Genomic DNA, 13,653 nt, shown 5'->3' with positions numbered 1-13,653 from the left:
GGATCACTCGAATTGACAGTGTTCGAACATATATAGATGTATAAGTTTGAAATACTTTTTCTTAATTTTAGAATTAATTATCTAATATCATGTATTGCGTTTATATCCTACTTTGTTCAGATAACACTTTTTACACAGGAATTACATCTAATTTAGATAAACGTTTGAATGAGCATCAAAGCGGAAAATATTTTGGTAGTTATACGTTTGACAGAAGGCCTGTCGAGTTAAAATTTTATGCAGAGTTCACCGAAGTCGAAAGAGCTATAGCGATGGAAAAACAAATCAAAAAATGGTCAAAAGCCAAAAAACAGGCATTAATTGATGGTTATTATGAAGCCTTACCCAATCTTGCTAAAAAGAAATTTTAATAAATAGCTTTTGTCACTTCGAGTGATTCATTTGCTTCCTAAAAGCAAAGGAATTGTATCGAGAAGTCGTTTCAGTTCATAGCATCACTCTTTATAATTCAATTTGACTTTCAGTTGAGTCAAGTTCTCGATACAATCCCGATATTCATCGGGATCACTCGAACTGACAAGTGCTTTCGGAATGTCACTTCGAGTGTTTTGTTGGTTTTTCTTAAAACCGATAAAATGTATCGAAAAGTCGTTTCAGTTCATAGCATCACTCTTTATAATTCAATTTGACTTTCAGTTGAGTCAAGTTCTCGATACAATCCCGATATTCATCGGGATCACTCGAACTGACAAGTGCTTTCGGAATGTCACTTCGAGTGTTTTGTTTTTTTTTCTTAAAGCCGATGAATTGTATCGAGAAGTCGTTTCAGTTCATAGCGTCACTTTTTATAATTCAAGTTAACTTCCAGTTTGGTCAAGTTCTCGATACAATCCCGATATTCATCGGGATCACTCGAACTGACATTACGTTCTACCTCTACTTCATTATAAAGCCATGCGATTATTCATTTACAAGATTTCACGAGAGACAATAAACTAAAAACTGGAAACGACTCACAACTAACAAACTCAGAAACTATTTTTCTACAACCCCTCCAAAATCTCAATCATCTTTCCATTAAGGTCGAGGATGGCTTCGGCATAGGTCATATCCCAGGCTTTTAAGCTATCTTTATCTTTCATTGCAATCTGATACTGTAATCCCGGTAAAATCCAGGACGCGTAGCCGCTAAACGGATCGGAAGAGGCGTACAGCGATTTATACCAGTCGCCGTAAGGCATACCTTCGGGATTCAAAAAGCTTTTTTCGAGCGCTAGCAGCTGAGCATTCAGTCGTTTCGCTTGCTTTTTGCTCATCTTGCCGCTTTCAAGTTGTTCCTTAAGGGCCTTCGCCACTAAGTTAGCTGACTCGTTTAAGCTGGATATCGCTGAAGATGAAGCTTTGAACCCAGCAAAATCAGCATAAAACCCTTTGACCTGCTTTTCGGCATTTTGAAAGTGCATCTCCAGGTCGGTGGCATACTTCACCACATCGTAAGGGATGAATTGAGCATTGGCCAGGCGCAAGCTCAAGGTGCCCATCACCGCTTCTACCATAGGTCCCATTTGAAATTCGGGATCGACGAAGTTTTCGTAAAAGTAAAAGTCGTCGTAATTGGTGTGGTATAAAGTGGGGCCGCTGGCTCCTCCACTCAAAGATGGCACGCCGGCGTGCATGTAGAAGGCTATATGATCTGAGCCGCCTCCCAAATTGCCGATGCTAGGCTGTTCGTTTCCTCGCGACCAGTGTTCATAAACCGTTTCCTCGGTATAGGGATAGTCGACTTGCCTGGTCGCTTCAGCCAAAATGGTCTTCAAACTAGGGGCTGAGGAAGCCCTGAAGTTTTTACCAGAGACCGCCGCATCGAGGTTGATATAGGCCACGGCTTTGGCCTGGAGTTCGTCTTTAAACTGCTCCACCCATTCGCTGGACCCGATCACCCCATGCTCCTCGGCATCCCAGTGAGCGATAAGGATAGAACGGTCGGGGCGATTGCCGTCTTTAGCGAGTTTGCCAAGCGTTTCGGATAAACTAAGTAACATGGCCGTTCCCGAGTTCGGGTCGGTGGCCCCAAAAGCCCAGGCATCATAATGGCAACCCAGAATGATCCACTCTTCGGGATAAGTTTTACCTTTCAAGGTCCCTACGATATTAAAGACTTTAGTCAGTTGTTTGGGCTGATCGACCTTAAGGTGAACTTTGAGATCGGAGCCCCCTTGAAGGCGATAGGTATATGGTAAACCGCCTTGCCATTTTCTAGGCACGACCTCGCCTCGCATTTGTTTAAAAATATGATCTGCCGCGCCATAGGAAATCGGCGTGACAGGGATGGTATGCAACCCGACTTCTGATGGGTCGAGTCGGTCTGGTGAGTTTTTATCGTCTTGTGGTAGGGCTGGCTCGTAAGGCGTTAACGGATCTCCGGTCCAGTCGGCGGTGAGTAAGGATCCCCGCTGTATCCCGCTGTCGTTGTAATAAACGCCTTCCGGAAAGACAAGGCCTCTGGTAAAGCCAGAGTCTTTGGGATCGGTATAGATGATCAGACCGGCAGCGCCATGAGCTTCGGCAAATTTGGCTTTGTAGCCGCGGAAGTTCCCACCGTAACGCGCGATGACGATTTTACCTTTGACGGAAACTCCCAACTCTTCCAGCTTCTCAAAATCAGCTTTGGTGCCGTAATTGGCGTACACCACCTCAGCGGTGACTTCTCCACTGCCGGAATAGGCGTTCCAGCCTTTTTTAAGCTCTGGATGATCGGAATACGGGTCTTCTTCCAGGGCCCGCTCCTGCTGATCGAGAACAATTTCTTCTGGGGTGATCACTTCCACCAGCGACTCACCCGGACTGCTGCTCATAAACACCTCATAGGGATAGGTCTCTACGTCGAGTCCTGCTGCATCCATACTTTTGACGATATAGTCTTTGACTTTTTCGTTGGCAGGTGTCCCGGCAATATGTGGGTTTTCGGTCAGCGTTTTCAGATGGGTTTTGAAGCGGCTTTTATTGATGCTAGATCTGAAATCAGCTTCGAGTTGCACTTGAGTTTTGGCGTCATCAGAACTATAACCGGTGAGGTTTTGGGCTTGAAGCGCCAAACCGGCAAGTAGACTTAAACTGGTAAGAACTATTTTCATGTGTTTTAAAAATTAGAATTGAGTTGCTGAATTTACGGAAAATTTTGTTTTGGTTAGGAGTGGATAGTGGTTCCAAAAAGCGAGAAGTGAAAAGTGATTTCTATTTTGAGTTAAGAGTTAAAGATTATTGAATGATTAAATGTAAATGCTTAACCTTGTTTGAAGTTCCATTCGTGGAAACAATATCATAATGAAATAGACCAGGAGAGCTGTTGAGAACCAGTTATCGGTTGGGTTTTCAACATCATTCATAGGTTTAATACTTTTTGTCATCGCCTCAAAAAGTATTCAAAAAGGTCTAGGCTGATTTTTAGGTCTTTGAAAACTACAAAAATGTTTCCTCAACGCAAAGGAAATCGTTTCACTAGTCCTTTGCTCCACAGCCTGTCCTCACCACTTTTTTGTTTTCTACCTCCCTAAAAAGTAGGCCGTTTTATAAATTAGACGTAACTAATAACATAATTGCCCTAAAACAAAAATTACTGAATATGATTTTAGAAAGATTGTTTTTTGACTACAATTCAGAGTAAAACCTCATGGTGAGATTAGATATTTAGAACTTTTAAGAATTAGTTTTCGGTTGGATTTTGGACATCATTCATAGGTTTAATACTTTTTGTCATTGCCGCAATCCAAACGGAATAAAGAATAACTTAAACTTATGGCGCTAAGTCTAAAAGCCCTCTTTTAAACTGTTCCCAATCTGAGAAAATAGTAAAAGCGATGATAAAGACTATTATAAACGCTATGATCTGACAAAAATTAAATCTAGTGTTTTTCATAAAGTATTCGTTTTGTTGTTTTAGAATTGAGATGGATATTTACTCTGAATTTGATATAGTTATAAGTAATGTTTTAGATAGTAAGCTTTTAATTAGACTTATGCGAATTCTTTAACAATCTGAAAATTGACCAGAGAATCAAACCAATGAAGAAAATGATATTAGAGTACCCAATGATTTGAGATAAAAGCGAATCTGAATCTGATAGGATAAAGTAACCAAGCCATATAAAGGCAAAGGCCAGAGTATAACCGATAACTAGACTTCTGATGTTTTAGTTTTCATTCCACCGCCTTAAGGTCTGCTTCATATGCTCGGCTTTGACCAGGTAAAAATTGGACCAGAGTAAGACAATGAAAATAAACACGACAAGCATAATCAAGGGAGTTATGTGATCCTGCTGGTAAAACCCAATGAATATCAAACCTGAAATCACAAAGGTCGCTATAAAATTGAATATAATTCCCCGGTTAAGGCTCATATCCAAGGTGCCAGTTAAAAAATTCCAGGTGGTGAGCTCCTCTTTGATGATGACTTTCTCAGGTTGTGAAAAATCGACAGTAATGCGCAAGCCTAGACCTAATTTGATCTCGATGTGTTCAGATGTTCTTTCATACGCATAATCAAATCGGTTAAGCAGGGATTCAGTGGTTTCAATAGACATAAGTGATGGGTTAAGGATGATAATTGATTTCAAATTTAAAGCTTAAAAGTTTATATTTTACAAACGGTTTGCATTAAAATACAACTTTGTTTTCAAGAAAAAAATGCTCCTTTTAAACTTTAAGGAGTCAACCAATTGTACTCATTAAATTTTAAATGATTAAAATTCCTCCTGACCCCCTCAGCTGGGCTTTAAAACTGGAGATCTGGTCTTCTAAGACCTGAAGCAAACTCGGGTTTTTAATATTAGGAAACTGCTGCATCTGCACTATGATGGTTTTAGGATGATGGTCTCTAACTCACAAAAAAAAGCCCAACACTATGTCATCACAGCGTTGAGCCAATATAATCTAAAGCAACTTGCGCCTAGCCTTTAGTGACCTCTTGAACCCAGGAAGCCCCGCTGATGTCAGTCAGTTTTATAGTGTAAGTGCCTGCTGGTAATTCCTTCAGGACTGGATCTTTAAGCGACAATCTGGCTTTGGCACCCAGCGGAACCAACAGACTGTGCTGACCAGGCTTGACTTTAGCCACGTAGTAATTGGAAATACTTTCTTCCTTCATAGTGGATAAATCGGCTGGGGTGTAACTCATGATACTTTGCCCTTGCGCATCCAGGACCTCAAGACCTATGATCCAGGCGCCGTAGACATCGACGCCCTCGGTCCTAAAGATATCAAAACTTACGGTTTCGTCGGTCAATTTCGTTTCGGTGATTTCCAGCTTGGGCTTTACGGATTTATTATGCAAAGTACCCCAAAGGCCTCCGTGAAAGACCTGATTGGTCATTAGCGTCATACCAAAAATCAGCAGCGATCCTATCAGCACAACCCTTGGAAACAAACGCTCACGAATCGGCAGTATGCCAGAACCTAACCAGGCAAAGGCTTTAGTTGTAGTCAGACTATACTTGTTTTTCATAAGGTAATTGTCCAGAGAATATTTACCGCTTCCCGTTAGAAATAAAACAAAACCGGTGGCAATGCCCAGCACACCAATCTGCCATTCGTCCAAACAGGTGGTACCAATCCAGCCCGAACCCAAAAGTATGCCCATGGCCAGACCAAAAACACCAATGCTCATGAGACGAGTGAATAGCCCAAACATGATGAACAGGCCTACAATACCTTCTATGATGGTGAAGATGAGCATATTGATATACAGAATATCTGGATTTTCGACCAAATATTGAATGATTGGTTTTATGCCCAACGCATTAGGTAAAAAGTGGTTAAATTTCTCTCCAATATAGCCCGCCTGTTCCGGGTCGAGTTTATCGGCTAAAATCGTGCGCCTCCAGAGGGCAGAAAAGTAGGTCCAGCCCACCACCAGTCGGATGGCGAGCGTAAGTAATCCTGAGTCGTTTTTAAGTGATATCGATGTCATAAGGTTTGGTTTAAATGGTGAGACTTATAAATCCTTGCTTCTTGAGTTGAAATCCATGTAAAATGGCATTGTCTACCACCTCCAGAGGTTGTGGCAACTCCTCTGGACTCACTCCAAATGCTCGTAATGACAGGCCACAGACATAAACTTCAATGTTTTGAAGAGCTGCTTGTTTTAAAAGGGCTTGAAGCTTGGGATTAGCTTTAATATCAGTGACGGTTTTTCCACAAAACAACACCTTAAATTCGCCGTAGGCCTCACCATCTTCTTTAGCCAATGCAGTGGCTGTCATCAGGATGGGTTTCAGTTGTTTGATGTTCTTGGACAGCACAACATAGTCGTTTTGACCTGAAATTGAAGTTTGTGCTTTGAGTTGAGCTGTTCCCAAAATGAGAACAAGAAAAGCGGTGATGTATGTGATTGAATGTTTCATTGTTTGTAATTTAAGTTAGAATTTATACTTAAGAATAAGAGTCCGCCCAGTAGGGTGATGCTTTTAGAAGGTGAGCCAAGGCGTGGCATTCATTTCTGTTTTAGTATTAAAATTTTCGTATCATCGAGTCACTGGATAGCCATGAGTCGTGGGTCAAAGACTCGAGAGGAAAGAATACAATTATGAATTCTTAATTTTTAATTATAAATTAGATTCAACCTCCTTTTTGACTCACTAGCTCATAGACTACTGTTTCTTTTAAAAGCATCCATTTGGACCTGGGCAAGAGTTAGTATTTCACTATAGTTCGCCAACGAATAGTTCTAGGTCAAAGAGTCGAGAGAAAAGAATAGAATTATGAATTATTAATTGCTAATTGCTTTCAACCTCGTATTTGACTCACAAACTCAGAGACTTCTGTTTTACGATTTGAAATTGTACAGAAATAAGCCTTGGAACAAAGACCTACAGATACACCTTAAGTTGGCTGTACAGAATATAGAAGGGAACGGATGAGGCCAAAGGTGGACTCCGGTAAGCATTTTGATCAGGCGATTGAAAGCTTGATCTTTCAATATCGTCAGTGAAAGTAAGAGTTGCAGCAGAGGGCTTTTGGTCAAAGTCTAGCTTGCTCGTTAAAGCTTTAGCTTGAGCAATGTCTTGAGTTTGACAATTGAAATACGGAACATAGGATTGGCTTTTACTAGACACCTGGGTCTGTTCAACGCCAAGTTCAGCCTGAATAAAATTCCTGACCTTGCAGGGTGAAAACAATAGCAAAAGGCCAAAGCCTAAAACCGTATAAATAGAGGCTATGTTTTTCAATCTGTTCACGGTGTAAAACTAAGGATTCTTAACACCCACCGATGCCGTGAAGTACTAAAGTATAATTAAGACTTTCTTAAATAGAGATAGTTTTGTCGATTGACGGTTTTCAGTACCCGACAATTGATATTCAGTGAATGGTTAATAGTGAATAGTACTTAGAACAAAGGCTCAAGACTATTGGAATCACGACTCTTTGAAATATGAAGACCTGATCTATTTTGATAAGGCCTAAGTGTCCTATTAAAAGACTTCTGATGTTTTAGTTTTCATTCCACCGCCTTAAGGTCTGCTTCATCTGCTCGGCTTTGGTGAAGTAAAAACCAGACCAGAGTAAGACAAAGAAAATAAACACTAAAAGTATTATCGAGGATGTTATATAATCATCCTGATTAAATCCCATGAAGAATAAACCTGTCAAAACAAAGGTCGCTATAAAATTGAATATAATTCCCCTGTGAAGGCTCATATCCAGGGTGCCAGTTAAAAAATTCCAGGTGGTGAGTGATTCTTTAATCACGACTTTTTCGCTGTTGGAAAAGTCTGCAGTCACTCTTAGGCCAAGTCCTAACTTGATCTCAAGTTGATTGTTTGTCTTTTCATAAGTATAATCAAATCGATTGAGCAGGGATTCGGTAATTTCAATGGACATAAGTGATGGGTTAGGATAAATTTAAAATTAACACTATTGATTGAAAATTTAAAATTTGATTATAAAAAAGTTATAGCAATGAATCAATTTAATTTTTAGTGAATTGACTTTCAGTGCATTAAAAATTAAAATTCTTATACTAAACTGAAGGGCTTGTTAATTTTTAAAGAATTCCTTAGTTTAGGAGAGTTAAAATAAAAAAAAGCGACCCGTAAAGGCCGCTTTAAATGTTTTCACAACGGAATAATCCTTATTGTGAATTGCTTCAAAATTGTGAAGTAAAGATATAAATTTTATTAAACGACCAACAAATTATGAAAAGAATTTTAGGATTGGATTTGGGAACTACCTCGATTGGCTGGGCTTATGTTAATGAAGCTGAAAACGAAAAAGAAGAATCATTAATTATTAAAACTGGTGTGAGAGTTGTTCCTCTTTCAACAGATGAAGAAAACGATTTTAAAAAAGGAAATAGCATTACAATTAATGCTGATAGAACACTTAAACGAGGAGCGAGAAGAAATAAATTTCGGTATCAGTTAAGAAGAAAAGCACTAATTGACGAATTAAAAGGCATAGGTTTTATTGATGATAAAACAAAACTCACAGAAACTGGAAATAATTCTACGCACGATCTACTCCATTTAAGAAATAAGGCAGTTACCGAGAAGGTTGAAAAAGAAGAGTTAGCACGTATTCTTTTGTCCATTAATAAAAAACGTGGCTACAAAAGCAGCCGAAAAGCTAACAACAGTGAAGAAGGAGAGCTTATTGATTCTATGGGAGTAACCAAAAAACTCTACGAAGATAACTTAACACCCGGAGAATTTTCTTATCAACTTTTGAAAGAAGGTAAAAAAGTCTTACCAAATTACTACCGCTCAGATTTAGAAAATGAATTTGATAAAGTATGGGTGAAACAAAAAGAATTTTACTCTGATATTTTAGATGATAATTTAAAAAAAGAGTTATCTGGTAAGAATAAAAATCAAACTTGGAAAATATGCGAAAAGCCTTTCGACATAAAAGGCATAAAACTAGAAGGAAATAGGGATGAAAAGAAGTTAGAGACATTTAGACTTCGCAAAATAGCTCTTACTGAACAGGTTGAATTGGAACATTTAGCAATTGTTTTTCAAGAAATCAATAATGAAATTAACCAATCCAGTGGTTATTTGAGTGAAATAAGTGACAGAAGTAAGGAATTGCATTTTAATGATTTAACAGTTGGTCAATATCTCTACAATCAAATTTCTAAAAATCCTCATACCAGCCTTAAAAATCAAGTTTTTTACCGCCAAGATTATTTGAATGAATTTCAAAGTATCTGGAATAAGCAAGCAAAATTTTACCCCGAATTAACTGAAGACTTAAAAGATAAAATTCAAAATGAAATCATTTTCTTTCAAAGAAGATTAAAATCACAAAAAGGTCTTATCAGTTATTGTGAGTTTGAGAGTTGGGAACAAGACGTGAGTATTGATGGAGAGAATAAGAGAAAAATTGTTGGTCATCGCGTTGTACCAAAATCGTCCCTTCTTTTTCAGGAATTTAAAGTTTGGCAAAATCTAAATTCAATCAGAATCACAAACATTAAAACTAATGAAGTATATCATATTGAAGAAGATTCAAATACTGAATTGTTTCAAAAGCTTAATTGGACAGATAAGTTAACTGATAAACAAACGTTGAAAGAGTTTGGTTTAAAACCTGAAGAATGGAAAATTAATTTTCAAAAAATTGAAGGTAATAGAACCAACCATAATCTACTTGAAGCCTATAAAGAAATTTTAAAAATAGAAGGATACGACAATATCAACTTTACAAAAATTGGAGCTGATGAATTGCAAAAAATTTTAGAACAATGTTTTGATGAGATTGGCATTGATAAAGAAATTTTAAAATTTAATGCCACTTTAAGTGGTAATGAATTTTCAAAACAAAAGTCCTACGAATTATGGCATTTGCTCTATTCTTACGAAGATGATTTTTCTAGGACAGGAACTACTTCTTTAGAAGAAAAACTAAAATTAAATTTTGGTTTTAAAAATGAGCATCTGCCCTACTTGATAAATATACGTTTTCAGGATGATTACGGGAACTTAAGCGCTAGAGCTATTCGTAAAATAATGCCTCACCTTCAAGATGGTAAAATTTATTCTGATGCTTGTGAATTGGCTGGCTATAACCACTCAAATTCGGTAACTAAAAAGCAAAATGAAAAACGAGATTTAAAACCAAAATTAGAAATTCTTAAGAAAAATAGCTTACGAAACCCAGTTGTCGAAAAAATCTTGAATCAATGCATCAACGTTGTAAATGCCATTATTGAAGATGAGAAAATGGGCCGACCAGATGAAATTAGAATTGAGCTAGCAAGGGAGTTAAAAAATACTAAAGAACAACGTGACCGCATGACCAAAGCCATTGGAAGAGCTACAAGGGATCATGAGCAATACCGTGAGGAAATTAAAACTAAGTTTGGTTTACCTCACGTAAGCAGAAACGATTTAATTAGATATAAGCTTTACAAAGAGCTAGAATCTAACGGATATAAGACACTGTATACCGACGAGTATATTAAACCCGAAGATTTATTCTCTAAGAAATATGATATTGAACACATTATCCCTAAATCAAGATTATTTGATGACTCTTTTTCAAACAAAACATTAGAAACTAGAGAAAGTAATTTAGACAAAGGAGATGAGACCGCCTTAGATTTTGTAGAACGAAAGTATGGTAAAGAAGGTTTAGATAAGTATAGAAATCGAGTTGAAGAACTTTATAAAGCTGGAAAAATTAAAGGCTCAAAGCATAGAAAGTTACTCATGTCATTAAAAGATATCCCAGAAGACTTTCTGAATAGAGATTTAGGAAATTCCGCCTATATAGCTAAAAAAGCTGCTGAAATTTTATTAGAGGTAACAAGACGAGTTAGTTTAACTTCTGGAACCATAACCAGTAAATTAAGAGAGGATTGGGGTTTAATTCAAGTTATGCAAGAATTGAATTGGGACAAATATGAAAAAGTAGGTTTAACCTATTTCAAAGAAAACAAAGAAGGCAAGAAACTACCGAGAATCAAAGACTGGACAAAACGAAATGACCATAGACACCACGCTATGGATGCTATTACTGTCGCTTTTACAAAACCGGGAATGATTCAGTACTTAAACAATTTGAATGCTAAAAGCAATAAAGATATTTATAAACTTGAAAACGCTTATACTTTTAAAGACGAAAGAGGTAAACGGAAATTTAAAGCTCCTTTTTCTAACATCCGTAAAGCTTCAAAAGAGCATCTGTCTAAGATTTTAATTTCGCACAAGACTAAAAATAAGGTCACGACTAAGAATAAAAACAAGATTAATATAAAAGGCAAAAATAGTTACAAATACCAAACTGTTGAAACGCCAAGAGGACAGCTTCACAAAGAGACCATTTATGGAAAGTCTAACTATTATGAGACCAAAATAGAAAAAGTTGGAGGCAAATTTGATAAGGATTATATCAACCTAGTTGCTAACCAAAGCTTTAGAACTGCGCTATTAAAAAGATTAGAAGAATTTCAAAACAACCCTAAAAAAGCATTTACTGGTAAAAATTCACTGGCTAAAAACCCTGTTTATTTAAATGGTACGCAAGAAACCGTTCCTGAAAAAGTGAAGCTTGCTTGGCTAGAAAATCGATTTACCATTAGAAAAGAAATAACACCTGATTTAAAGATTGATAAGGTTATAGATCATGGTGTAAAGAAAATACTCAAAAAAAGAATAGATGATTTTAATGGTAAGAAAAAGGAAGCTTTTTCTGATTTAGAAAAAAATCCAATTTGGCTCAATAAAGATAAAGGTATCAAGATTAAACGAGTTAAAATTACAGGGGTTTCTAATGCAAAGCCACTACACCATTCTAAAAATCATTTGGGAGAAGAAATTTTGGATAAAAACGACAATTCCATTCCTACTGATTATGTGAGTACTGGCAACAACCATCATGTAGCGATTTACAGGGATGAAAAAGGAAACCTACACGAAGAAGTGGTTTCTTTTTATGAAGCTGTTGCGAGAAAAAATACAGGTATACCCATCATCAACAAAGACCATGAAAAAGGCTGGGAGTTTCTATTCACCATGAAACAAAACGAAATGTTTGTGTTTCCTAATCAAGAAAAAGGATTTGATCCTAGTGAAATTGATTTACTGAATCCTGATAACAAAGCATTGATTAGTGAGAATTTGTTTAGAGTTCAAAAATTTACTAACAAAGACTATTTTTTTAGGCATCACATAGAAACAAATGTAGATAATACAAAAGAAACTCATAAGTTATCTTGGATTAGAACTGGTTTATCGGGTGTTCTTTATATTACAAAAATTAGAATTAATCATTTAGGTGATATTGTTCAAATTGGTGAATATTAATATTTGAAATATGATCAAAAGAACTTTATTCTTCTCAAATCCTGCCTATCTCAGCACAAAGCAAAACCAACTAGTCATTAAATTTCCTGAAGATGATAAAATAGATAGAAGTGTCCCCATCGAAGACCTAGGTATGGTGATTTTAGAGAATCAGCAAATCACTTTAACTAATGGATTAATCACGAAGTTGATTCAAAATAAGACTGCCATCGTTAATTGTAATCAACAGCATTTACCTATCAGCTTACTTCAACCGCTAAGCGGACATAGTGAACAGATGGAGCGCCTCCGTTACCAACTTGATGCCAGTGTCCCTTTAAAGAAAAATCTTTGGCAACAAACTATAGTACAGAAAATACAAAATCAGGCTAATCATTTCAAAAAAAGACAAAAAAATGGTTTAAAACTAACGAACTGGAGTAAGCATGTAAAAAGCGGTGATTCTAAAAATCATGAAGGAGTCTCCGCTGCTTATTACTGGCAAAACCTATTTGACATCCCTTTGTTCACAAGAAACCCTAAGGGTATATCCCCGAACCACTTACTAAATTACGGCTATGCTATTTTGAGAGCATCAACAGCAAGAGCAATTATAGGAAGTGGATTGCTACCAAACCTTGGTATTTTTCATAGAAATAAATACAACGCCTATTGTTTAGCTGATGATCTCATGGAACCTTACCGAATTTTTGTGGATGATCTGGTATTTGACATCTCAAAAGAACACGATCATCAGGACATTGAACTCACAACCGACATCAAAATGAAACTTTTACAAATTCCAGCTTTAGATGTCTTCATTGATGGACAAAAAAGCCCCCTCATGAATGCGTTAAGCAGAACTACTTCTAGCTTATTTTTTTGTTTTGAAGGAAGCTCCAGACGTTTGTTATTTCCAGAATTTATATAAAGTGAGCCTTAGAAATTAAAACGATAACCAATACAATTATGAAAGATGAAAGATGAAAGACAGATTATCACGTTTAAATCAATACAGAGTTATGTGGGTGATGGTGTTTTTTGATTTACCTACAGAAACCAAAGTAGAACGAAGTGCGGCTACACGTTTTAGAAAATCTTTGCTGGACGATGGATTTGGGATGTTTCAATTTTCAATCTACACCAGGTTTTGCGCCAGTAGAGAAAATATGCAAGTCCACATTAACCGCGTGCAAAAATCACTACCTAAAAAAGGAAAAGTGGGGATTATGCAGATTACCGATAAGCAATTTGGTATGATCGAACTTTTTCACGGTAAAAAAGAAGCCGATATGGAGCCCCCGTCTCAACAACTAGAATTGTTTTAATGCATAGGATTTATGGAAATAAAATCAAAAACTCTTGTTTTTTGTATTCTATTTCGTACTTAAAAAACAGGGCATCAATCTAT

10 protein-coding genes are annotated in these 13,653 nt (G+C 37.0%); 4 read left to right on the top strand and 6 right to left on the bottom strand.

Annotation, left to right across the window (positions count from 1 at the left end):
- Window positions 1-89: 89 nt before the first annotated feature.
- Entirely contained in the window at window positions 90-371 is a 282-nt protein-coding gene (locus F598_RS0106760; protein ID WP_019038274.1) for a GIY-YIG nuclease family protein, read from the top strand.
- Window positions 372-1,004: 633 nt separating this feature from the next.
- On the opposite strand, the gene F598_RS0106755 is transcribed toward F598_RS0106760, so the two are convergent.
- The 6 genes from F598_RS0106755 to F598_RS0106730 all read right to left on the bottom strand — a co-directional run bounded on the left by F598_RS0106755 (window position 1,005) and on the right by F598_RS0106730 (window position 7,836).
- Entirely contained in the window at window positions 1,005-3,095 is a 2,091-nt protein-coding gene (locus F598_RS0106755) for a M28 family peptidase (protein WP_019038273.1), read from the bottom strand.
- Window positions 3,096-4,151: 1,056 nt separating this feature from the next.
- Window positions 4,152-4,574: a hypothetical protein gene (locus F598_RS0106750; protein WP_245539760.1), complete on the bottom strand. Its 423-nt coding sequence runs from the start codon at window positions 4,572-4,574 to the stop codon at window positions 4,152-4,154.
- 332 nt (window positions 4,575-4,906) lie between these two features.
- Entirely contained in the window at window positions 4,907-5,926 is a 1,020-nt protein-coding gene (locus F598_RS0106745; RefSeq protein WP_019038271.1) for a TQO small subunit DoxD, read from the bottom strand.
- A gap of 10 nt (window positions 5,927-5,936) precedes the next feature.
- Entirely contained in the window at window positions 5,937-6,359 is a 423-nt protein-coding gene (locus tag F598_RS0106740) for a DsrE family protein (RefSeq protein WP_019038270.1), read from the bottom strand.
- Window positions 6,360-6,824: 465 nt separating this feature from the next.
- Complete coding sequence (locus F598_RS0106735; RefSeq protein WP_157594970.1) at window positions 6,825-7,193, bottom strand: hypothetical protein; 369 nt, start codon at window positions 7,191-7,193, stop codon at window positions 6,825-6,827.
- A 253-nt stretch (window positions 7,194-7,446) separates the two neighbouring features.
- Complete coding sequence (locus F598_RS0106730) at window positions 7,447-7,836, bottom strand: hypothetical protein (protein WP_019038268.1); 390 nt, start codon at window positions 7,834-7,836, stop codon at window positions 7,447-7,449.
- A gap of 314 nt (window positions 7,837-8,150) precedes the next feature.
- Between F598_RS0106730 and cas9 the strand changes: the two genes are divergently transcribed.
- Genes cas9 through cas2 form a run of 3 tightly spaced genes read left to right on the top strand, consistent with a single transcriptional unit; the run spans window position 8,151 to window position 13,570 of the window.
- On the top strand, window positions 8,151-12,263 hold the full coding sequence (gene cas9, locus F598_RS0106725) for a type II CRISPR RNA-guided endonuclease Cas9 (protein WP_019038267.1): 4,113 nt from the start codon (window positions 8,151-8,153) through the stop codon (window positions 12,261-12,263).
- Between the two features lie 10 nt (window positions 12,264-12,273).
- On the top strand, window positions 12,274-13,173 hold the full coding sequence (cas1, locus tag F598_RS0106720) for a type II CRISPR-associated endonuclease Cas1 (protein WP_019038266.1): 900 nt from the start codon (window positions 12,274-12,276) through the stop codon (window positions 13,171-13,173).
- 52 nt (window positions 13,174-13,225) lie between these two features.
- A complete protein-coding gene (gene cas2, locus F598_RS0106715; protein ID WP_026302563.1) occupies window positions 13,226-13,570 on the top strand; it encodes a CRISPR-associated endonuclease Cas2 in 345 nt (114 codons plus the stop codon).
- Window positions 13,571-13,653 lie beyond the last annotated feature (83 nt).

It is taken from the genome of Psychroflexus tropicus DSM 15496, assembly GCF_000378765.1.
GTDB lineage: Bacteria > Bacteroidota > Bacteroidia > Flavobacteriales > Flavobacteriaceae > Psychroflexus > Psychroflexus tropicus.
The sequence above is the reverse complement of the archived record's forward strand: the minus strand, read 5'-3'. Positions and strand labels throughout refer to the sequence as shown.

Excerpts from the sequence above, each read along its gene's own strand:
- F598_RS0106760 (WP_019038274.1), top strand. The coding sequence starts at position 90 with ATGTATTGCGTTTATATCCTACTTTGTTCAGATAACACTTTTTACACA.
- cas2 (WP_026302563.1), top strand. The coding sequence starts at position 13,226 with ATGAAAGACAGATTATCACGTTTAAATCAATACAGAGTTATGTGGGTG.
- cas9 (WP_019038267.1), top strand. The coding sequence starts at position 8,151 with ATGAAAAGAATTTTAGGATTGGATTTGGGAACTACCTCGATTGGCTGG.
- F598_RS0106745 (WP_019038271.1), bottom strand. The coding sequence starts at position 5,926 with ATGACATCGATATCACTTAAAAACGACTCAGGATTACTTACGCTCGCC.
- F598_RS0106740 (WP_019038270.1), bottom strand. The coding sequence starts at position 6,359 with ATGAAACATTCAATCACATACATCACCGCTTTTCTTGTTCTCATTTTG.
- F598_RS0106755 (WP_019038273.1), bottom strand. The coding sequence starts at position 3,095 with ATGAAAATAGTTCTTACCAGTTTAAGTCTACTTGCCGGTTTGGCGCTT.
- F598_RS0106730 (WP_019038268.1), bottom strand. The coding sequence starts at position 7,836 with ATGTCCATTGAAATTACCGAATCCCTGCTCAATCGATTTGATTATACT.
- cas1 (WP_019038266.1), top strand. The coding sequence starts at position 12,274 with ATGATCAAAAGAACTTTATTCTTCTCAAATCCTGCCTATCTCAGCACA.